22 protein-coding genes are annotated in these 20,150 nt (G+C 41.4%); 10 read left to right on the top strand and 12 right to left on the bottom strand.

Annotation, left to right across the window (positions count from 1 at the left end):
• Position 1: 1 nt before the first annotated feature.
• Positions 2-1,063: a DUF6588 family protein gene (locus HH214_RS02315; protein ID WP_169605809.1), complete on the bottom strand. Its 1,062-nt coding sequence runs from the start codon at positions 1,061-1,063 to the stop codon at positions 2-4.
• Positions 1,064-1,137: 74 nt separating this feature from the next.
• On the opposite strand from HH214_RS02315, the gene HH214_RS02310 reads away from it, so the two are divergent.
• Positions 1,138-2,181, top strand: a complete 1,044-nt coding sequence (locus HH214_RS02310; protein ID WP_169605808.1) for an RluA family pseudouridine synthase — start codon at positions 1,138-1,140, stop codon at positions 2,179-2,181.
• A gap of 20 nt (positions 2,182-2,201) precedes the next feature.
• Entirely contained in the window at positions 2,202-3,035 is an 834-nt protein-coding gene (locus HH214_RS02305) for an aminotransferase class IV (RefSeq protein WP_169605807.1), read from the top strand.
• Positions 3,036-3,089: 54 nt separating this feature from the next.
• Here the strand turns inward: HH214_RS02305 and HH214_RS02300 are convergent, their stop codons facing one another.
• From HH214_RS02300 to HH214_RS02290, 3 genes are all read right to left on the bottom strand, one after another.
• Positions 3,090-3,881 (bottom strand): DUF3050 domain-containing protein, encoded by a 792-nt coding sequence (locus tag HH214_RS02300; protein ID WP_169605806.1) that lies wholly within the window; start codon positions 3,879-3,881, stop codon positions 3,090-3,092.
• 253 nt (positions 3,882-4,134) lie between these two features.
• Entirely contained in the window at positions 4,135-5,052 is a 918-nt protein-coding gene (gene fmt, locus HH214_RS02295; protein ID WP_169605805.1) for a methionyl-tRNA formyltransferase, read from the bottom strand.
• Between the two features lie 149 nt (positions 5,053-5,201).
• Positions 5,202-6,416 (bottom strand): exo-beta-N-acetylmuramidase NamZ family protein, encoded by a 1,215-nt coding sequence (locus tag HH214_RS02290; protein ID WP_169605804.1) that lies wholly within the window; start codon positions 6,414-6,416, stop codon positions 5,202-5,204.
• An 89-nt stretch (positions 6,417-6,505) separates the two neighbouring features.
• Between HH214_RS02290 and HH214_RS02285 the strand changes: the two genes are divergently transcribed.
• The gene (locus tag HH214_RS02285) at positions 6,506-7,726 is read left to right on the top strand and encodes an ABC transporter permease (protein ID WP_169605803.1); all 1,221 of its coding nucleotides are present in this window, start codon (positions 6,506-6,508) and stop codon (positions 7,724-7,726) included.
• Positions 7,727-7,736: 10 nt separating this feature from the next.
• On the opposite strand, the gene HH214_RS02280 is transcribed toward HH214_RS02285, so the two are convergent.
• From HH214_RS02280 to mazG, 5 genes are all read right to left on the bottom strand, one after another.
• Complete coding sequence (locus HH214_RS02280; protein WP_169605802.1) at positions 7,737-8,435, bottom strand: outer membrane beta-barrel protein; 699 nt, start codon at positions 8,433-8,435, stop codon at positions 7,737-7,739.
• A complete protein-coding gene (locus HH214_RS02275; protein ID WP_169605801.1) occupies positions 8,432-9,880 on the bottom strand; it encodes a hypothetical protein in 1,449 nt (482 codons plus the stop codon). Before HH214_RS02275 ends, HH214_RS02280 begins: the two co-directional genes overlap by 4 nt.
• Positions 9,881-9,885: 5 nt before the next feature.
• On the bottom strand, positions 9,886-10,428 hold the full coding sequence (locus tag HH214_RS02270; protein WP_169605800.1) for an RNA polymerase sigma factor: 543 nt from the start codon (positions 10,426-10,428) through the stop codon (positions 9,886-9,888).
• Between the two features lie 44 nt (positions 10,429-10,472).
• On the bottom strand, positions 10,473-10,919 hold the full coding sequence (locus HH214_RS02265; protein WP_169605799.1) for a hypothetical protein: 447 nt from the start codon (positions 10,917-10,919) through the stop codon (positions 10,473-10,475).
• 69 nt (positions 10,920-10,988) lie between these two features.
• The gene (gene mazG / locus HH214_RS02260; RefSeq protein ID WP_169605798.1) at positions 10,989-11,792 is read right to left on the bottom strand and encodes a nucleoside triphosphate pyrophosphohydrolase; all 804 of its coding nucleotides are present in this window, start codon (positions 11,790-11,792) and stop codon (positions 10,989-10,991) included.
• An 84-nt stretch (positions 11,793-11,876) separates the two neighbouring features.
• Between mazG and HH214_RS02255 the strand changes: the two genes are divergently transcribed.
• On the top strand, positions 11,877-12,251 hold the full coding sequence (locus HH214_RS02255; protein WP_169605797.1) for a sensory rhodopsin transducer: 375 nt from the start codon (positions 11,877-11,879) through the stop codon (positions 12,249-12,251).
• Here the strand turns inward: HH214_RS02255 and mnmD are convergent.
• On the bottom strand, positions 12,248-12,964 hold the full coding sequence (mnmD, locus tag HH214_RS02250; protein ID WP_169605796.1) for a tRNA (5-methylaminomethyl-2-thiouridine)(34)-methyltransferase MnmD: 717 nt from the start codon (positions 12,962-12,964) through the stop codon (positions 12,248-12,250). The two genes, HH214_RS02255 and mnmD, sit on opposite strands and share 4 nt — an antisense overlap.
• Positions 12,965-13,327: 363 nt before the next feature.
• Here mnmD and HH214_RS02245 point away from each other — a divergent pair, with 363 nt between their 5' ends.
• Complete coding sequence (locus tag HH214_RS02245; RefSeq protein WP_169605795.1) at positions 13,328-13,522, top strand: hypothetical protein; 195 nt, start codon at positions 13,328-13,330, stop codon at positions 13,520-13,522.
• Positions 13,523-13,551: 29 nt separating this feature from the next.
• Here the strand turns inward: HH214_RS02245 and HH214_RS02240 are convergent, their stop codons facing one another.
• A complete protein-coding gene (locus tag HH214_RS02240) occupies positions 13,552-14,907 on the bottom strand; it encodes an MBL fold metallo-hydrolase (RefSeq protein ID WP_248282183.1) in 1,356 nt (451 codons plus the stop codon).
• 169 nt (positions 14,908-15,076) lie between these two features.
• On the opposite strand from HH214_RS02240, the gene HH214_RS02235 reads away from it, so the two are divergent.
• From HH214_RS02235 to HH214_RS02220, 4 genes are all read left to right on the top strand, one after another.
• On the top strand, positions 15,077-15,931 hold the full coding sequence (locus HH214_RS02235) for an SPFH domain-containing protein (protein WP_169605794.1): 855 nt from the start codon (positions 15,077-15,079) through the stop codon (positions 15,929-15,931).
• A 3-nt stretch (positions 15,932-15,934) separates the two neighbouring features.
• On the top strand, positions 15,935-16,108 hold the full coding sequence (locus HH214_RS02230) for an Arc family DNA-binding protein (RefSeq protein ID WP_169605793.1): 174 nt from the start codon (positions 15,935-15,937) through the stop codon (positions 16,106-16,108).
• A gap of 93 nt (positions 16,109-16,201) precedes the next feature.
• Positions 16,202-17,134 carry a bifunctional riboflavin kinase/FAD synthetase gene (locus tag HH214_RS02225; RefSeq protein WP_169605792.1) on the top strand — a complete coding sequence of 311 codons (933 nt, stop codon included), beginning with the start codon at positions 16,202-16,204 and terminating at the stop codon, positions 17,132-17,134.
• Positions 17,135-17,252: 118 nt separating this feature from the next.
• Positions 17,253-18,305, top strand: a complete 1,053-nt coding sequence (locus HH214_RS02220) for a DUF2157 domain-containing protein (protein ID WP_169605791.1) — start codon at positions 17,253-17,255, stop codon at positions 18,303-18,305.
• Positions 18,306-18,353: 48 nt separating this feature from the next.
• Here the strand turns inward: HH214_RS02220 and HH214_RS02215 are convergent, their stop codons facing one another.
• Positions 18,354-18,977 (bottom strand): LysE family translocator, encoded by a 624-nt coding sequence (locus tag HH214_RS02215; RefSeq protein ID WP_169605790.1) that lies wholly within the window; start codon positions 18,975-18,977, stop codon positions 18,354-18,356.
• A gap of 89 nt (positions 18,978-19,066) precedes the next feature.
• Between HH214_RS02215 and HH214_RS02210 the strand changes: the two genes are divergently transcribed.
• Positions 19,067-19,993, top strand: coding sequence for a cobalamin-binding protein (locus HH214_RS02210; protein ID WP_169605789.1), 927 nt, complete (start codon positions 19,067-19,069; stop codon positions 19,991-19,993).
• The last annotated feature ends 157 nt before the right edge of the window (positions 19,994-20,150 follow it).

The raw sequence follows: 20,150 nt of genomic DNA, 5'->3' as shown, positions 1-20,150 counted from the left end.
ATTAAAAACCTAAGCCAATACCTGCGTTAACAGATTTATATTCTCCCAAACTGCCTGACGCATAAAATTTAAATACCGACAAATCTAACTGAAAACCGGCATCTAATTTCACAGTATTAATACTATTTTGCTTAATGCGAATTGGATCAGTATAAACGGTGTAAGTAGTAAGGCCGCTAGTTACCGGGTAATTGCCTAACAAACCCACGTTAGTTTTAGCTGTACTGTAACCTACTGCTGCAAAAGGAGTAAAGAACATTAGCTTTTTGGAAATAATCACTTGTGCATTAAAGCCGTTCAGGTGCCCTTGTATGCGCTGGGTGCTAAAGTCAGTTTTGCCAGTGCTGCTGGCATCGGGTGCTTTACCGGTGCTGGGTTGTACACTCAACGGGTCTTCATAACTAAAATGGGTATATCCAGCTAGTACTGCCAAATTGAAAGGCACTATCTGTGCGGCAGTATTGCCAATAATATCCGACATAATATCATGTTTTAGCCCAAAGCCAAACATGCCTATCGAACCTATATCATCAGATATTTTGGTTTTAGGTATAGCTCTGATTGTAACATCCGTATTGCCAGGTAAACCTGCGGTAAGCTGCAACTGTGGGGTAGGTATAGACGATATTTGGCGAGCAGGCAGCGTAAAACGATCTACCCTGATGCCATTGTTAGAATACAAATCAAGCGTTGGGGGGGTAACATTTTTTGAACCCGTGAATGTTGGTGCAATGGATGAACTGCCTGAAGCTACTTTCACGCTACTGGATAAACCAAGCTGGTTGATATCAAAAGTTTTGTCGGATGCCGGGGTAAAAACATCCGATACGCTAACACGTAGTTCAAAGTGTAGTAAACCTTTGGTTTTAGCGGTGTTGGTCCATCCGTTATTTAGGCCTGTGCCTAAGCTTTTGAATAGCGGATTCGCGTAAGCACTAAATAATTTAGTGGCATCGCCTGGTGCCGTTCTTAATAATTGGGAAACACCATCACTGGTTTGTGCAGTAGCCCTTAAAGTAATAAATGACAGTATTGCCATTACAGAAAGTAAAGGTTTTTTCATCTGTTAAAATATGAGTATCTAATAAAATTTCTTACAAAGCCTGGTAACACTAAAAATCAGCTATTTTTGCCCGAATGAGTACCGAAAACGCCTTTCAGGAAGCTGATGAACAGGATTTATACGAGCATCTGCGCATAATAGTTGACAAAGGCCAGTCATTATTACGAATTGATAAATTTTTAATGCACCGCATTGAAAATGCATCGCGCAATCGCATCCAAAATGCAATTGACTTGGGCAATGTGCTAGTGAATGATAAACCAGTAAAGCCCAGCTATAAGGTAAAGCCACAAGATGTAATTTCGGTAGTATTACCACATCCTCCTCGTGATACGGAAGTATACCCGGAAAATATACCGCTGAATATTACGTATGAAGATGATGATGTGCTTATTGTAAATAAACCTGCTGGCTTGGTAGTGCATCCGGGGTATAATAATTATACAGGTACATTGGTGAATGGGTTAGTTTACCATTTTCAGAAATTACCTACTTTGCCTGGCAACGATGGCCGTCCGGGTTTGGTGCATCGCATAGATAAAGATACATCAGGCTTGCTGCTAATTAGTAAAAACGAACGAGCCATGACCTGGCTGGCGCGGCAGTTTTTTGAACATACCATTGCCCGTAAATACCTGGCTTTGGCCTGGGGCGATTTGGAGCAAGATGGTATCATTAGCGGATACATAGGCCGTAGCGTGGCCGACCGCAGAGTAATGTCGGTTTATGATGATCCGGAAAAAGGCAAATGGTCGGTTACGCATTACAAGGTACTGGAACGTTTTGGCTATGTTACGTTAATTGAGTGTCAACTGGAAACCGGGCGTACGCACCAAATCAGGGCACACATGAAGCATATTGGTCACCCATTGTTTAGTGATGCAACTTATGGAGGCGACCGGATTGTAAAGGGCACTACCTTTAGCAAGTACAAGCAATTTATAGAAAATTGCTTTGAATTAATGCCCCGTCAGGCCTTACATGCACAAAGTTTAGGCTTTGTACACCCTACTACACGTAAATTTATTTATTTTGAAGCACCTTTGCCTGCTGATTTTGAAGCCGTTTTGCAAAAATGGCGTAAATATATTGTCAACACAGTAGAGCAAAACGACTAATTAGTTGTTTAAACCATCGCATGATGCCTTCTTTTGTTAATATTAATGGTAAGTTGATCCCGGCGGATGCTCCGCAAATAACAGTAGCTAACCGAGCCTTTAAATATGGGGATGGTTTGTTTGAAAGCATGCGCCTGGTTAATGGGCAGCTTAAATTTGCTAATCTGCATGCCAGCCGGCTTCAACAAGGTATGAAAACCTTGAAAATAGAGGGGTACTCCCTGATGGATACCTGGTTTTTAAAAGAAAAAGCCGAAGAGTTAGCTGTATGGAACAAGGCTAAAAATGGTCGAATCCGTCTTACCGTTTACCGTGAAGGTGACGGACTTTATACTCCCACCGATAACAAAGCCGGCTGGGTGTTGGAGCTACAACCAGATGAGATAAGCGGTTACCAGCTGAATAACAAAGGCTTACTGATGAATGTATTTACCGAGTTGCAAAAGCCGGTAAACTATTTATCTAACCTGAAAACCTGTAACTCGTTGTTGTATGTAATGGCGGGTTTGTATAAAAGCCAGCATCGGCTGGACGATGTCTTTTTATTGAATGAGCATAATTTTTTATGCGAAGGCATTAGCTCCAATGTATTTGTGTGGTATCGTGATCATTTATACACCCCGGCTTTGAGTGAGGGGTGTGTAGATGGTATTATGCGGCAGGTAATCATCAATATTGCGCTTGAATTGGATATACCAGTAACTGAAGCACAAATGAGCCCTGATATTTTGAATGAAGCGGATGAGGTATTTTTAACCAACGCTACCCGCGGCATACAATGGGTAATTGGCTATGGTGTAAAACGTTATTTTAATAGCTTAAGTAAGAACTTAATTGACGAGCTCAACAAGTAAAACCTCAAATATGCTCATGCCTGTTGGTTTCGGCATGAGAGTGATATCTGACAGTTATACGGTTTCTCGAAGTGTGATAGCTTCCAGAATGCCATCCCACAAAGCAATACGGGATTTTAAAGCAGCTTCAACAGCCTCGGTAGCCTCACTCCATTTAGTTTCGTCATCACCGCATAACTCCGCTGTCATTTGGTAAGCCAGTTGCGAGTGGTGATCGCCATCAACTTCAATATGGCGTTCTAAATAATACAGTAATAAATCTACCTTGCCCGGAAACTGTCGGCTTATTTCTTTTACCATGCTGATGAACATGTCTGGGATTAAATCTTCACGCCCAAAGGTAAATACAGCAGCCTGTAGGTAAGATTTACGAGTATCAATTACATCAAAAGTGTGCTGCACAAAGTTGCGGGCTGCGATAGGTATAGATGCTATTAGCAAAGCTTCATCAATAGTTTTGCCGTTACGCAGTTCATTGAACAAGGCATCAATAGCATTCGCTTTTCCGCCGGCCTGCTGCATAGCTTGCAGGTACAATTCAAAATGGCTGGTACGATTACCTTGTTCATCAACATCACTTTCTTCACCAGTCACAATCTCATTAATTAAGTAACGCGTGGTGGCATTACCTACAGGCATCCAAGGCACATGTACACAGGTAAGAGTTTGTTGCAGCGCCTTCAGCAACGACATGAAGTCCCATACAGCAAAAGCGTGGTGCTCCATAAACGTGTGTAAATCATCCAGCGTGGCGATATGCCGATATAATGAATGCTGAATTAACTGTTGCCGTAAAGGTTCAATTTGTGTTTTTAAACGTTCAATGCGCAAATCCTGAAATGCCATAATCTTAATCAATCAACTACTTATAGGTTACAAATTTAAACGGCATTTATGTACAAAAGTCATGTACCTGCATTTTTGACGTTATTTTGATGAGAAATGTAAAGCTGTTGTAACCAAACATAATTCGTGCTGGTTGTTGCTTTGACAACATACTTTAGTGAAATGGTTATAAAAAAAGCTATTGTGTAGCGCTAGTTTATTAGCGTTATAACAATAGCTTTTCTATTAGTTGCTGTTATAAAATGATTGGGTTTTACAACTTTACGCCACGTAAAAATTCCTCAATTCCCATACGTTTTTTTCCTTCCATTTGTACATCAGTAACGCTAATATAACCATCACGACAAGCGAACTTCAAATAAGTTTTATGATCTGTTGCATAGCTGCCTGGATGCTCGGTAGGCTGAGCCTGCTCTTTAGCGGCTTTATAAATTTTAAAGGTCTTATCGTTTAAGTCAGTATAAGCAGCTGGGCTAGGACTTAAACCACGTATGCGGTTATAAACCTTGCTTACAGGTTGGTTCCAATCTATCAGGCAATCTTCTTTAAAGATCTTGGGGGCATGCTTTAGTTCTTGTCCGTCGCCTAGTTGTTCTTGCGGCTGCTCGGTATAACGGCCGCTTTCAATGGCTTTAACGGTTTTTACCAGCAGACCGGCACCTTTAATCATCAGGCGATCGTGGTACTCACCGGCCGTTACATCAGGGTCAATACCTACCTTTTCTACAAACAGCAAATCGCCAGTATCAATTTCATGCTTTAAAAAGAAAGTACTGACACCGCTTTCCGGTTCGCCGTTAATAATGGCCCAATTGATAGGAGCCGCGCCTCGATATTGTGGCAAAAGTGAAGCATGCAGATTTATAGTGCCCTTAGCTGGCATATTCCATACTGCTTCGGGTAGCATACGGAAGGCTACAACTACTTGCAAATCGGCTTGCAAGCTTTTTAGTTCTTCTAAAAACTCAGAATTTTTTAATTTTTCAGGTTGCAGTACTTTTAGCCCTTGTGCAACAGCATACTGCTTTACTGCCGATTCTTTTAGCTTTTGGCCGCGGCCGGCTGGCTTGTCGGGTGCGGTTACTACGCCCACAATTTGGCAGCCAGCTTCCAGTAAAGCTTCCAGCGAAGCTACTGCAAAGTCGGGCGTGCCCATAAATACAATTCTCATAGATAAATATTAAGATTTAAGGTTGTTATATTTTATTTAGGTTAGTTAATTTCATAAGTTCATCAAGCACAACAAGGTAGTTAATGTTTTTAGGTGATAAAAATATTACTGGAAAGTGAATTACTGCGCAAGTTACAACATTTAGGAGTTTAAGGGTATATCAGGTATTTTTTACGCAGTTGTTTAAAACGGCTTAAACCGGGTTCCCAACTTTGGCGAATAGCCTGTTCATTAAGTCCGGCTTCAATTTGTTCACGCAACTTTTTGCTTCCAGTTAACCTGGTAAAGTAATCGTTAAAAAAGTGTAATTTATCTGGAAAGTTATGGTACAAGCTCAATAACCAGCTTAAGTTAAGTTGCCCACTTTGTTTAAGCTGATTTACATTGTAATTACGTAAATCAATCCCATAGCAAATTTGGTTTTTTTGCGGTGGGTTTTCGCTCATGCCAGGCATACTTACCGGTGTAAATGAAAAATTATACTGCCCTTTTAACGCCGGATGGCCAACTACCTGAAAAGGAAACAACGTACCCCGACCCAAGCTTAATGTAGTACCTTCAAACAAACATATACTAGGATATAGCAGGATAGATTGTGCCGTGTTCAGGTTAGGAGATGGGTTAACTGGCAGCGTGTAAGACAACTGGTGATTGTAGTTGGCGAGTTTGATAATTTTAAGCCTGCATTGTACGTGGTTTTTCAACCAGCCTTCACCATTAATCATTTGAGCATATTCGGCTATGGTAAGGCCGTGCATAATGGGGATGGGATGCATGCCTACAAACGAACGATAAGCCGTATCTAATATCGGACCATCCACACAGTAGCCATTAGGGTTTGGACGGTCTAGTATCACCAGCTCCAAATTGTTTTCCGCACAAGCTTCCATCACATAATGCAGAGTAGAAATGTAAGTATAAAAGCGGGTACCTACATCCTGTATATCAAACACCAGCACATCTATACCTTTTAAGTCGCTTACAGATGGCTTGTATTTACTGCCATACAAGGATATAACCGGAATTCCGGTTTTACTATCCACACTGTTATTTACCGTATTACCATTACTGGCATCACCCCGAAACCCATGCTCGGGACCGAAAATTTTGGTAATGTGAATACTCAGCTTAACTAAGCTATCTACCAATGGCATTTTGCGATTACCGATAATAGAAGTAGGGTTAACTACCATACCTACATTCTTGTTATGCAAGTAGCTAAGGTATGCGTTCGGCTGGTCGGCACCAGTAATAATCTGAGCCGTTTTTTTGTGAGTACCTGATTGGCCGGTTACCTGACCAGTACTCGTGATAGCGGCAAGGCCTAACATTAAAGTGAAAGCGAAATGAACGATAAATTTCATGGTAGCTGGTTGTGTAAAACAATTTAGCAGTTGGCGAGGTTTAATCGCAAAAACCGCATATTTGCGAAAGTACAAAAAAACTGTCGGGCTTGAATTTCTCTTCGTTTGTTGCATCACGTATTACTTTTAAAACCAAGCGTACTTTCTCAAAATTGATTGTACGTATTGCTATTGTGGGCATTATGCTGGGCTTAGGCGTCATGATCTTGTCAGTAGCGGTGTTGAAAGGATTTAAGCAAGAAATACTAACTAAGGTGCGCGGCTTTGCCGGCGATATTCAAGTAACTAAATTCGATAATAACTTCTCATATGAAAATTCACCATTCATGGTGGATAGCAACTTGGTGCGAAAAGTACATCGCATACCTTTGCTGTCGCATATTATGCCTTTTGCCACTAAGCCAGGCGTAATAAAAGCCAACGATGAAATTGAAGGTGTTGTACTGAAAGGGGTAGATAAAACCTACGACTGGACGGCCTTCAAACCTACGCTGGTAGCCGGGCAGGTCATCAACTTTGCTGATTCTGCCGCTGCTCAGGAATCAGTTATGATTTCGAGTTATACCGCCGCACGATTAAAGTTGAAGGTGGGCGATAATTTCTTAATGTTCTTTGTGCAGGAAAGGTTACGCAAACGTAAGTTTAAGATTGTAGGTATTTATGATGCTGGGCTGGAAGATGTAAACAAAACGTTTGTTATCGGCAATTTAGGGGTAATACAGCGCCTCAACAACTGGACTAATCGGGAAGCTGGAGGATATGAAGTGCAAATTACAGATTTCAGTAGGCTGGGTGAAGCTGCTGATACTTTAAGTAACCTGCTGCCGGTTTACCTGAAAGCCTACACAGTAGATGAAAACTACCAATCCATATTTGAATGGTTGCAATTGCTGGATGGTAATACCCGTGTTATGCTGGTATTAATGCTGATTGTAGCCGTTATTAACATGATATCGGCCTTGCTGATTATGATACTGGAACGCACGGCCATGATTGGTATGTTTAAAGCTTTAGGCGCTACTAACTGGGCCATTCAGCGGGTGTTTTTGTACAACGCTACTTACCTGATTGGCTTAGGCTTGCTACTGGGCAATGTATTTGGCTTAGGCTTAAGTTGGCTGCAGCAGCAAACCCATTTCTTTAAACTTGACAAAGCATCATACTACATGAACTTTGTGCCGATACAAATTAATAGCAGCGATATCATACTACTTAATGCTGGTACGCTGATTATCTGTTTGCTGGTACTACTGCTACCCTCTATGCTGGTTAGTAAAATAACTCCGGTAAAAGCTATCCGCTTTAAATAAAAGCGATCGCTTAAAACAAGCGATAAGCCAGCCCTAATCTAGCAATATGGCTATGGGAGCCTTCATCTGCTGTTTTTAAATATTTAATCAGCCCATAAGCATAGCCGCCTGTAATACTCCATCGTTGAATGTGTACTGCTAATCCGCCCCGTAGCCTTAAGTCTGAGCCTTGTACAGCTGAGTTGTAAGGGTCATCAGCCGTACCGGTTGAGCCAGAGTAAGAATACTCTGTTTTGCCAGTGCTGGATAATCTTATTCCTAGTTCTAAGCCTGGCATTACATCAATGCTAATGTCTTTCATGATAAAACGGTAACCCAAGTAAGGATTGATGTTTAAAAATTTATTGGTAAAAATAGTTTGAACATGATCCGGAATCATATAATCAACCGGGGAGGTGCCGGAAGCTGTTGGAACTGTTGCGTAATAAAGAGGGTTATCAAAGTAAATAGGACTATAATGTGATGAATTTTTTAGTGCTTCGTACCCGGCATACAGACCAATTAGCCATCCTGATTTAAAATTCTGCTGTAGCTGTAATCCGGCTTGATAGCCAACCCGGCTTTTGGTTCCCAAACTGTTATAAGCTTCAGCATTGGTGCCTGAATAGTGCGACAAGTTACCCCCAGCCTGAACAGCTACTTCCAGATTTTGTGCCCGTAACTCAGCCATGCTAATCAGCCATGCAATGAGTGTTAAAACCTTTTTCATTTTTTATGTGATTGAAATTTAAACTTTAAATTAACGCCACCGGCACCAAACTGAATTTGCTGCGAGCCCAAGCCATCCAGAGGATACTTTAAAAAGGGCTCAATGATAATACGGTTGCTTCCTAAGCGATAGCCTACGCCAAACGATAAGTTAAGTACATGGGCAATATCAAACCGGCTGAAGTTAGTGCGTGTAGTAACTTCAGTAGTTGTTTGGGTGTTTGATGTGGAAAAAGAAACCGGATTAGCGTACTGGTATCGGTAGTTTTCGGTAATGAAGGTGCCTGAACTTAAACCGGCGGCAATGTAAGTATCTGAATGGGAATTAAACTCGTATTTTAAATTGATGGGAATGTCTAAACCCGTAAAATTAGCTTGGTACCTTTTTACAGTCGATACAGCAGCACGGCTTACCGGAAAACTGCTGGTTAAACTGTTCACTGTTGTGTTGGCGATAACAGGAGCGGCTGCTATAGCCGCAGCAGCTAAGTTACCTTGCGAGGGCAATCCGTTATAACTTAAAGAGTTTTGTCCGATAGCCAAGCCGGTAGATAACTTCAGTTTACCCGACAAGCGAATATCGGAGGTGAACCCGGCACCAGCATTTACTTGGTTGCTGCTGCCCTTCGCGTAGTTAAAGTAGGTAGCGGCATAAACACTGTATAGTACCCGTTTACTGGTGTTTTCTTTTTTCACCAGTTTAGATTTAGTATTATTGTTTTTTTCGTCTTGTTCAAACAAAGTATAAATGGAAGGTTTGGATGTAGCTTTTGCTACCGCCGAATCCTTTTTGCCGATGGTAGGAGGAATAGTTTTTTGAACAATAAGTTGTTGGTTAACCTTGGCAGAACTATCCAGCAGAGCGGCCATAGGTATCTCTGATTTACTGATAGGCTTTTTACCAGTTTGGGCTATTGCTACTTGAGTATTTACAGGTGGTAGGTTGAGCTGGGAGATTGGATGTGATTGGCCTGAATCTACCGCATTATTCTTATAAGTATAGCTATTTTGAGGTGAAAGGGTATAAGGTTGACCAGTATCATTTGAGGGCTTTTCGGTTTGTGCTGGTGTGTTCTTATGGATTGTTGTGGGGTGATGATGGGCAACTAAATAATCGTGGTCAGTTAAAGTAGCTGAAATATGGTCCAAGCTATCTTGGCTTTTTGCAGTAGAAAGCATAGTTGAGCGACGGGTTGGTTTTGTATGGGCCAAGTTTGACTTTGTCGCTTGTTTTTGGTAAAACCAGATGCCAGTCAAGCAAAATAGCAATAACAAAGCTGCCGTAGCCAAAGGCCATATCCAGAAAGCACCGCGACGCTTTTGCTGCGGCGGATATTTTTGGCGTAGCAATTCCCAGCCCGCATCAGCAGCCATGGTATCTTCCTCATAATGGTCGAATACCTCGCTTATGCGTTTACTGAGTTCGTTATCTGGCTGTTCACTCATCGCTATTATGCTTCCGCAGTTAATAATTTTCTTAATTTCTCTTTAGCCCGACTCAAGTACACCCGACATGAACTAGCCGGTACGCTTAACAGTACGGCAATCTCATCATGATTATAACCATCAATTTCATACAGGTTAAAAATGGCACGTTGTAAAGGGGGAAGTTTATCCAATAATTCTAAAATGTTTTTAGCATTCAAGCTGGCTATGGTGGTATCGGTAAAGCTTACTTGTACCGCATCATCAATAGTAGTATGTAACTGAAATTTTAAATCTTTTCGTCGCCTATCAATAGCTGTATTTACAATAATGCGACGTATCCAGGCTTTAAAGGGGCGCTCGGCATCATAAGTATGCAGCATGTTGAAAATCTTGATAAAAGCGTCATTTACAGCTTCTAAAGTGTCATCCCGGTTAATGGAATAACGCAAACTTATACCCATAGCATAGCCATAATACTGTTTATACAATATCTCCTGATGTCTTAGATTACCAGTTTTGCAATGCCTGATCAGTTCAGCTTCGGCATTACTGATAGGAGCATGCATTCAGTTTAGATTTCGGTTGGGTTAAGTAGCCGTTTGCGCCCCCGTTAATTAGACTTTTTTAAATTATAGTAGTAAATCAAGGTATCATTACTGGCCCTAAGTTGTAAGGTGATGCCATCATACGCATACACGTATGATCCGATTAGGTGTATTTTGGGCAGTAAAGTTACTGGTGTAGTATTAGTAGCTGGAACGGTATTGTCGGCAAAAGTTAAGTAAGTATTATCATACTGGAATGTACCATGGCTACCCGCATGTTTTGTAGTATCACCGCCTACACTAAAATTACTGCTACTTAGTAATAGTGAAAGGCTGATTTTTAAAGAATCTACACTGTTGTTGATGCGGTTGTAATGATATCTTGTAAATTGACCGGAAAACGTTCCTTGTGGTTGTACTACCGGTGTAGCATCTTCTTGTTTAGATTTCAAACAACCTGCTGATAAACCTAGTAAGGCAATTAAAGCAAAAGGGAGTATTCGTTTTTTCATAAGTTTCTGTCGTTTATACCAAGCATTACGGCAGGAAGTATCTTAATGCAACAAGCTGTGTGAAAAAAATTACAAGTTCTTGGCTTCGTTCCAATAAATATCCATTTCGGCTAGTGTCATGTCTTGCAACAGTTTGCCTTGTTCGCGGGCACGGTTTTCCAGGTGCTGAAAACGTTTGATAAATTTACGATTGGTTTTTTCCAGTGCATCCTCCGGGTTGATGTTGATGAACCGGGCGTAGTTAATCAGCGAGAACATTAGGTCGCCGAATTCGGCTTCAGCTTTTTCATGATCAATAGCTTCATTGTTTTCTACATTGAACTCTGTCTTAAATTCCTGCATTTCTTCTTCTACCTTTTCCCAAACCTGGCTTTTGTTTTCCCAATCGAAGCCAATGCCACGAGCTTTTTCCTGAATACGGGTAGCTTTTACCAGAGCAGGTAATGAAGCAGGTACACCACCCAAAACAGATTTGTTACCTTCTTTCAATTTAATTTGTTCCCAGTTGCGTTTAACGTCTTCATCATTATTTACATCAATATCGCCATAAATATGTGGATGACGGTTAATCAGCTTATCGCATATGCTATTCAGTACATCAGTGATATTAAAGTCGTTGGTTTCTGAACCAATTCGAGCATAAAAAACCAGGTGTAGCATAATATCACCCAACTCTTTCTTAATCTCGGTCATATCACCTGAGAGTATAGCGTCTGATAGTTCGTAAGTTTCTTCGATAGTCAGGTGGCGCAAGCTTTCTAAGGTCTGCTTCCTGTCCCAAGGACAGTTTTCACGCAGGTCGTTCATGATGGTTAGCAGGCGCTCAAAAGCTGTTGCTGAATTATGGGCAGTAGTGGGAGCTGTTATAGGCATACAAGGTCTTTTTTACAAAAGTACGTATTGCAGCCTTAAGGCAAACCGTTTTTTGTACAGACTGTTGCTTATAAAACTTACACTATGGAGGCTATTGGAAAAAAAGTATGGGCTATTGCCGAAGGTTACATTCCGCCGTTTGGTACTGGGCCCGAACCGGAGTTTACCAGCCATGAGGCCGCATGTATGCTCAACACCAGCGATGAAGACGCACATGTTGAAATTATCTTGTTTTTTGAAGACAAAGAACCTATTGGTCCTTACCACATAACCATACCAGCTCGCCGTACCCTGCACTTGAGATTTAATAATTTGAAAGACCCTGCTCCGGTACCGCGCGGAACAGGTTATGCGAGTGTTATTGTGAGCAACGTGCCTATTGTGGTGCAGCACACCCGGTTGGATTCACGCCAAGCTGCCAATGCACTCATTTCGGCTATTGCGTACCCTGCTAGTTAAATTAATTTTGTAGCCCGTAGCATTTCACGTTTTCCAGGTGCACCAGGAGCTTTTTCTACTTTCAAGCCCAAAGCTTTGATCTGGCGTTTCAGGTTGCCGGTAATGGCATAGGTCACGAATACACCACCCGGTTTTAAAAATTGTAGGGTATGCGCAATGGCTTTCTCGTTCCACATATCAGGTTGATGAATGGCGGCAAAGGCATCAAAATAAATTACATCATACTGTTGTGTTGTGCTAAAGTTAAGCAACGTGCAGTGAGCCGTTTGCAGTTGTATATAAGAGTTTAAATGAACCGATTGCTGTAACGAAGCCGGATATTTTTGAATAAAATTTTGCCACAAAGGTGCCGATACATAAGCCTCATAACCCGTTTGCTGAATCATATTGGCAGAGAGAGGATAAGCCTCGATACCAGTATAGATTAAATGGATTTCTTTACCTGTACAAAAATCCGCACTGAGTAAAAAGTTCAGTCCGGTGCCTAAGCCAACTTCCAGTACAGCAACCTGCGGCGCATTATCCCCGGCTAGAAAATAACGTAAGCCAGAATTTAAAAATACATGTTGGCTTTCCTGCAAGGCTCCGTGTTTGGAGTGATAATTTTCTCCCACCTCAGCATTGAAAATAGTTTTAGAGCCATCGGCTGTAGTAACAAATTGTAAGGGTTGAGAAGCAGGTATGTTGAGGTTCTGATGAGTTAAGCTATCCATAGCAGGGCAAATATCTTACTTAATCGTGTATATTTAAGCAGTAAAATTTACAGTATGGTACATTACTTAAAGTTTATACTTTTAATAATGATGCCTAGCATATTGGTAGGCTGTCAATCATGAGGCAAAAGGCCAGATAAAAAAGTTCAGAGCTCTAAGGCACATAAACCTTCACCAACAAGAACAGATACGTTTGTTGTGAAAGGCAGAACGGTGGTGTTTTTTGGACCAACAGAAGCTGAGTTTGAGCAAATGCTTAAAAAAGAAGGATAGGATTCGGGTTTAAATGAAGTAACCGACGACTTTAATGAATATACAGGCCGGGTAATAGATTCGTTAAATAAGCATCCAACTTTAAAGGCCATGTTTACTAATAAAACTATTATTGTTTTTCAACTAAATAATGGTAAACAAGTACAATTTAACCGGACTAAAGGGGATAGCATTGTTGGATCGGTGCTTACAGATGGTGTGCATAAACCGCAGATTAACTATGGAGTAGCAACCGACATAGACTATTGGGAAATGATAAATAAATATTTTGGTAATCAGCTCTAAATATTTTTAAAGCTGATTACCAAAGTAAGTTACGCCCATTCCAACACGGCATCGCTCAAATCATATACCGGCACGTTAGGTAAATGAGCAGCAATAATGCTTCGTGCTGCGGCCGAACGGTAACCGGCAGCACAGTGTACTACAATGGGCTTATCGGTAGGTATTTCGTGCAAGCGGTAACGTAGTTCGGGCAAAGGAATCATTAAGCTATCGGCAAATAATAATCCGGCGTTAATTTCATTCCAGTTGCGGGTATCAATAAGCGTGTATTTTTCTGGATAGGCTTTAAAGTCGTCCATATCCAAAGGAGCGAAGGTTTGCTGGGCAGAATAATCGGCTATCAATGCACCTTTTATGTATTGTTCGTAACCAATTTTAGCAGCTCTTTTTAGGGCAACAGCTAGCGCTTCTTCATCGGCTGCAACTAAGTAAAATGGTTCGTGTGGTGCAATTACTGCACCCAGCCAAGTCTCGAATTTTCCTTGCAGTTGCAAGTTGATGGCATTGGTATAATGTCCCTCGTTAAATAAGGCTTTCGGCCGGGTATCTACAATAGTGATGCCTGCTTCCAGTTGGCTCCCGGTTTCCAGATGAGGTATAGCAGCTAGGCTGGCAGCCAAAGCTGGTGCACCTTGTTTGTTTAGTTCTACATCATACCCAAAATAAAGCGGCATAAAGGGCTGGTCGGTAGTTAACGTTTGTACAAATTGCAACTCGTCCATCAGTTGTAAAGCATAGTTTTGGCGCAATTCACGGCCAATAGTGCTATGCAAATCCGGACTCATGTTTTTGCCACACAATGAACCGGGACCATGAGCTGGGTAAACTACTACATCGGCAGGTAAGGTCATGAGTTTTTGACGGGTAGATTGGTACATCTGCCGGGCCAAATCTTCTTTCTTGGCTTTGATGTTGCCTACACCTTCACGCAAATCTGGCCGGCCTACATCGCCCACAAATAAGGTGTCTCCCGAAAATAGCGCTGTTTCTTGTCCTTGCTCATCAATCACCAAAATGCAAATAGAATCAGGCGAATGCCCAGGCGTGTTCATCGCTTTTAACTGGACGTTACCTAAGTTAATCACATCACCATCATCAAATGCTTGGTGCGGGTAGGTAGCCCCTAGTAAGCGGCTGGCATAAATAGTGGCACCAGTAGTTTGGTGTATTTCTAAATGAGAGCTGATGAAGTCGGCATGCGGATGGGTTTCAATTACTCCAACAATGCGGCTCTCATGTTGGTTAGCAAAATCGTAATAAGGCTGCGGATCTCGTGCAGGGTCAACTACAATAGCCTGCCCAGCCTCAATAATAGCGTATGAGGCATGTGCCAAATCTTTATCGTAAAACTGATGAATAATCATACTAAGTGCAAAGATAAGCATGTATAATTACTTTGTTATAGGTTATAACTTTTTTTAATAATAAGGCTTTTGGTAAAACCACATTTGTAAATTGCTTTACTGCTGATCGAAAAAGTTTACTTAAACATTTGAACATAAAACTTTTAATGTTTACAATTGTGATATCATTTTAATATCAAATTAAATAAAGATGAAAACCGAAAAAATTATCATGCCGTTTAATGGTTATATAGCCTTAGGTTTAGCTACAGCTTGCGCAATTGCTGCTTTTGTGGGTATTGTTCATGAGCAGCCTATATTTGTAATTGGATTTATGCTGCTGTTCGTGTTTATTGTTAAAGGGCTAATTATTGTGAGTCCTAATTCATCACAGGTTTTACTGTTATTTGGTAAGTATGTGGGGAGTATCAACAAGAGCGGCATGTTCTGGATTAATCCGTTTTACTGGAGGCGCAGCTTATCTTTAAGGGCTATGAACTTTGAAAGTACGCCCATTAAAGTGAATGATAAAATGGGTAACCCAGTACTAATTAGTGTGATATTAGTTTGGCGTGTGCAAGATACTTTTAAGGTATCGTTTGAGGTGAACGATTATCAGCAGTTTGTAAAAGTACAAACAGATTCAGCTGTACGTAAGCTGGCAGGTAGCTTTCCATACGATCATTTTGAAGATGAGCGAGCCACCATAACCCTAAGCACCAATTTTGATGATATTAACCATGCCCTGGAGCAGGAAATTAACGAACGCATGCACATGGCTGGCATTGAAGTAGTAGAAGCCCGCATCGGCCATTTGGCTTACGCACCCGAAATTGCCCATTCTATGTTGCGGCGCCAGCAAGCATCAGCTGTAGTAGCCGCCCGGCATAAAATTGTGGAAGGCGCCGTAGGTATGGTGGATAGCGCACTCAAACTTTTATCGGAAAAAGATATTATTGAATTGGATGAAGATAAAAAAGCTACCATGGTGAGTAACTTGATGGTGGTATTATGTGGCGATCGTGAAACGCAGCCTGTAGTGAATACAGGAACTCTTTATCAGTAAGCTATGGCCGAAAAAAAATCATTTGCTCTGAGGGTTGATGCTGAAACTATGAAAACCATTGAAAAGTGGGCTACTGATGAGTTCAGAAGTGTTAACGGGCAAATAGAATGGATTTTGCACCAGGCTTTGAAAGAAGCAGGACGCATCAAGAACAAAAGCGAGCAGAAAGACAAATAGAAAAGAATGTTATCTGCCACAGCCTGTACAAACTTAATCATTAAACACAGCGGAAATAATTTAATTTTGTAGCTTAACAGCCCTGCCTGATACATGAAGATATATCATCACCTGGATGAGTTTACGCCACTGAAGAATGCAGTGGTTACTATTGGTACTTTTGATGGGGTGCACTTAGGGCACCGGCAAATTATTTCACGCATTAAGGCTTTAGCTGATGAGTGTGGAGGCGAAACCGTAATTCTTACCTTTTTTCCACACCCGCGCATGATTATCCACCCCGAAAATCAGGAACTAAAGCTTATTACCACCATACAGGAACGTGCCGAACTACTGGAAACACTAGGTGTAGATCATTTAATTATTACTCCATTTTCGCGTGATTTTTCCAACCAATCTGCCGAAACTTATATTCGTGATATCTTGGTGCAGAAAATTGGTACCCGTAAAATCATCATTGGTTATGACCACCGTTTTGGTAAAGACCGCCAAGGTGGTTTAACCGATTTGCAACAAAACGGACCAGTTTATGGTTTCGAGGTGATTGAAATACCAGAACAGGATGTAAATGATGTAGCTGTAAGCTCAACTCGCATTCGGGAAGCGTTGTTACAGGCCGATATTGCCCAGGCAGATGCGTTTTTAGGTTATCCGTTTTTTATTACCGGCAAGGTAATACGTGGTAACCAGATTGGCCGGCAACTAGGCTATCCTACAGCCAACTTGCTGGTGGAAGAAAATTACAAATTGATTCCTGCCGATGGGATATTTGCTGTTACGGTTGAAGTAGATAGCCGAACTCATAAAGGAATGGCCTACATTGGGCACCGACCCACTATTAACGGCATGACGCGGAATATCGAAGTAAACATCTTTGACTTTAACCAGGACATCTATAACCAAACGTTACGTATGCACTTCCATTACTTTGTGCGCCATGATGTTAAGTTTTCTTCATTAGATGGTTTGAAGGAGCAACTAGCCTTAGATCAGATAGAGGTACAACGGTTATTGAGTAGCCTTTAACGTAAAGTACATAGCTGAAAGTAAAAGTTTTTTGTAAGTTAGTGTTTCGTAAGTTGGCTATAGTTAGCCTTTTTAAGGTAACTGGCTTGAACATAATGACGAACGCTGAACTGACTTTATGAAACTCAACCTCGATAAACAAGAAAGTGAATTCTTGAATAAAGCCATTAGTCACTGGGAGAAAGAACAGTTAGTATCAACTGAACAGGCTCAGGCTTTGCGCAATTCGGTAGAGGTAAAAGGGTTTGATTGGATGAGGCTGGCTAAGTATTCTTTCTGGATAGCTTTGATTTGTGGTGGCATAGCTATAGGTTCATTAATCATCAACGATGCCATTATTAACTGGATTAAAAGCCTGTATTATACGCCCGATGTGGTGATTGCGATAGGTTCGGGCGCTTTGGCAGCTGGTGCTTTTTATCTAGGCCGCCGTCGCGAAACGCTTTTCCCGGAGCGAGTGTTCAGTAATGAGGCTACCATTTTCACGGGTGTACTCTTTACTGCTTGCTGCATTGCTTATTTGGGCAAAACGTTTGATAATGGCTCGGGACATTATTCCTTATTGTTTTTGATATCGGTATTTATATATGGCTTTTTAGGCTGGCAGCTAAATTCAAGGCTGATCTGGTTGTTTGCGTTGGTATCGCTGGGTAGCTGGTTCGGCACCGAAACAGGTTATCAAACCCGCTGGAGCTACTACTTTCTAGGTATGAATTACCCTTTACGCTTTGTGGCTTTCGGGGTAATATTACTAGCTGCCTGTTACCTGCTACGTGGCCGTAATTGGGTAAAGCCTTTTTGGGAACTTACCTATGTGGTAGGCTTATTATATCTGTTCTTATCCTTATGGCTGCTGAGTATATTCGGGAACTTCGGTGAACTGGAACGCTGGTTTGAGGTAAAGCAAATCAGTTTATTTTATTGGGGCTTCTTTTTGGCGGCTGTTGCGGCTGGTTTTTTGCTGTACGGCTTACGCAGCAAAGATGCTATTGCCCGCGAGTTTGGCATTACCTTTTTACTTATTTTTATTTATACCGAATACTTTGAGTGTTTGTGGAACCATATTCCATACACGTTATTCTTTGCTATTCTGGCGGCCTCATTTTGGTTGATTGGTCGTCGGGCAGAAAAGATTTGGAACCTGGATGCACTGAAAGATTCTATTGGCTAAACAATCGATAGTATAAAATAATAAAAGGCTTTTTACTGTATATTTTCATTAATGGTGATGAATAATTAAATAAACTTGTTTAATCAGGTGATAAGCTGAGAATGCAAAAAACAGCACTGCTATACTAGTATTAATTACCTGCGTACTTAAATCAAATTTGCTTTGCAGGTACCGGGCAAATAATGCATATAGGTATAAGCATAAAAAAGCACCGCAAGCTGAGCCCAAACTGAATATACCTAATGCCCACAAGCCGGGCAATATCCATTGGTGAGCTAGCAGATAAGTACCGGCAAATAGCCAGAATATAATTTGCATCGGATTAACCAGCCCTAAAATAAGTCCGTAGCGAATGCTTTCACGGTCAGAATATTTGGTTTTAGGTGGGTTTTTGCGGTTGAGCCAAGTTATAGTGCCCAACACGCCAAATAATACGACCATAAACCAATCGATGATTGTTCCGATATGCGCTTGTGCCGAAAGCCATTTGGCACCCTGCATAATGGCAAAAGTAAAAACCAGCTCCATACTCGAAAACGCAGTAATAAACCGAATAGCTTGCCGCATGCCCCGGTTAATGGCTAATTGTACTAAGGTTAAGTTAATATTACCGGGTGGAATGTAACCTATAAAGTTTACAACCAATCCTAAAACGAAGGTCAAAACAATCATTGCTCAAAGGTAACCTGATTTTTGAAAGTTCAATTAAACATGTTTCAGTTCACTTTAAATACCGTTATTTGTACTTTTGACTACCAAACATGCCTGCCGAAAAAATCATATCCTTATTACCTGCTGCTACCGAAATTGTTTGTGCTCTGGGCCTGGAAGCTCAGTTAGTAGGCCGTTCGCACGAATGTAATTATCCATTCTCTGTAAAGCATTTGCCTGCTTGTACACGTGACCGTATTGGAACAGACCTGAACAGTGGCGCTATTGACCGCAGGGTGAAAACGTTGTTAACTGATGCATTGTCGGTGTATGAAGTAAACCGTGAGGTAATCAAGGAGCTGAAACCGGATGTGGTAATTACGCAAGACCAATGCGAGGTTTGTGCCGTATCTTTGCCCGAGGTAGAGCAGGCATTGGCCGGCTATTTGGATAAGCCTGCACAAATCATCTCCTTACAGCCTAATAGCCTGGACGATATTTTTGATAACATCAATCAGGTTGCTGCTGCCTTGCAGACGCTGCCAGCTGCCCAGATTTTATTAGAAGATTTGCAGGAACGGGTAGATATAATTCGGCATAAACTGAAGTTCATGGAAAACAAGCCTACTGTGGCTTGCATAGAATGGCTTGATCCACTCATGACCTCTGGCAACTGGGTGCCCGAACTGGTAAGTATAGCTGGTGGTACACCGCTCATGGCTGATTCAGGTAAGCATTCTGCTTACATACAATGGGAAGATTTACGCTTGGCCGATCCGGAGATTATGGTGCTGATGCCTTGCGGTTTTTCTATCGAACGTACGTTACAGGAAATTGACTTGATACTGCAACTACCCGGCTTAACCGATCTACAAGCGGTAAAAAACAAACGCTTTTATATAGTTGATGGTAACCAGTACTTCAATCGTCCCGGCCCGCGTATTGTTGATTCATTAGAAATTATGGCCGAAATTATTTATCCTAAACAATTCTTTTTTGGCTACGAAGGCGAAGGATGGATTAAGTTTGATGTGTGATTGAAGGATAATATTAAGAGTACAAAATCAGGACTCAATATTTCGGTTGAAAAAGCGGCAACCCACTAGAAAGATAACTGCTTGACAGGTAAACAGCTTAACAAATAAGCTGATTACTGAACAAAAAACGTTTTGCAGAAAAAGAGTTCGGCAAAAC

It is taken from the genome of Mucilaginibacter robiniae (assembly GCF_012849215.1).
Classification (GTDB): domain Bacteria; phylum Bacteroidota; class Bacteroidia; order Sphingobacteriales; family Sphingobacteriaceae; genus Mucilaginibacter; species Mucilaginibacter robiniae.
This window is presented reverse-complemented; position numbering and strand designations above follow the sequence as displayed.

What these genes read in the sequence shown, in the direction of transcription:
- HH214_RS02240 (WP_248282183.1), bottom strand. Translation starts at nt 14,907, where the DNA reads ATGCTTATCTTTGCACTTAGTATGATTATTCATCAGTTTTACGATAAA.
- HH214_RS02225 (WP_169605792.1), top strand. Translation starts at nt 16,202, where the DNA reads ATGAAGATATATCATCACCTGGATGAGTTTACGCCACTGAAGAATGCA.
- HH214_RS02310 (WP_169605808.1), top strand. Translation starts at nt 1,138, where the DNA reads ATGAGTACCGAAAACGCCTTTCAGGAAGCTGATGAACAGGATTTATAC.
- HH214_RS02305 (WP_169605807.1), top strand. Translation starts at nt 2,202, where the DNA reads ATGATGCCTTCTTTTGTTAATATTAATGGTAAGTTGATCCCGGCGGAT.
- HH214_RS02235 (WP_169605794.1), top strand. Translation starts at nt 15,077, where the DNA reads ATGAAAACCGAAAAAATTATCATGCCGTTTAATGGTTATATAGCCTTA.
- mnmD (WP_169605796.1), bottom strand. Translation starts at nt 12,964, where the DNA reads ATGGATAGCTTAACTCATCAGAACCTCAACATACCTGCTTCTCAACCC.
- HH214_RS02255 (WP_169605797.1), top strand. Translation starts at nt 11,877, where the DNA reads ATGGAGGCTATTGGAAAAAAAGTATGGGCTATTGCCGAAGGTTACATT.
- HH214_RS02280 (WP_169605802.1), bottom strand. Translation starts at nt 8,435, where the DNA reads ATGAAAAAGGTTTTAACACTCATTGCATGGCTGATTAGCATGGCTGAG.
- HH214_RS02210 (WP_169605789.1), top strand. Translation starts at nt 19,067, where the DNA reads ATGCCTGCCGAAAAAATCATATCCTTATTACCTGCTGCTACCGAAATT.
- mazG (WP_169605798.1), bottom strand. Translation starts at nt 11,792, where the DNA reads ATGCCTATAACAGCTCCCACTACTGCCCATAATTCAGCAACAGCTTTT.
- HH214_RS02290 (WP_169605804.1), bottom strand. Translation starts at nt 6,416, where the DNA reads ATGAAATTTATCGTTCATTTCGCTTTCACTTTAATGTTAGGCCTTGCC.
- fmt (WP_169605805.1), bottom strand. Translation starts at nt 5,052, where the DNA reads ATGAGAATTGTATTTATGGGCACGCCCGACTTTGCAGTAGCTTCGCTG.
- HH214_RS02315 (WP_169605809.1), bottom strand. Translation starts at nt 1,063, where the DNA reads ATGAAAAAACCTTTACTTTCTGTAATGGCAATACTGTCATTTATTACT.
- HH214_RS02220 (WP_169605791.1), top strand. Translation starts at nt 17,253, where the DNA reads ATGAAACTCAACCTCGATAAACAAGAAAGTGAATTCTTGAATAAAGCC.
- HH214_RS02265 (WP_169605799.1), bottom strand. Translation starts at nt 10,919, where the DNA reads ATGAAAAAACGAATACTCCCTTTTGCTTTAATTGCCTTACTAGGTTTA.
- HH214_RS02245 (WP_169605795.1), top strand. Translation starts at nt 13,328, where the DNA reads ATGTTTACTAATAAAACTATTATTGTTTTTCAACTAAATAATGGTAAA.
- HH214_RS02230 (WP_169605793.1), top strand. Translation starts at nt 15,935, where the DNA reads ATGGCCGAAAAAAAATCATTTGCTCTGAGGGTTGATGCTGAAACTATG.
- HH214_RS02215 (WP_169605790.1), bottom strand. Translation starts at nt 18,977, where the DNA reads ATGATTGTTTTGACCTTCGTTTTAGGATTGGTTGTAAACTTTATAGGT.
- HH214_RS02300 (WP_169605806.1), bottom strand. Translation starts at nt 3,881, where the DNA reads ATGGCATTTCAGGATTTGCGCATTGAACGTTTAAAAACACAAATTGAA.
- HH214_RS02270 (WP_169605800.1), bottom strand. Translation starts at nt 10,428, where the DNA reads ATGCATGCTCCTATCAGTAATGCCGAAGCTGAACTGATCAGGCATTGC.
- HH214_RS02275 (WP_169605801.1), bottom strand. Translation starts at nt 9,880, where the DNA reads ATGAGTGAACAGCCAGATAACGAACTCAGTAAACGCATAAGCGAGGTA.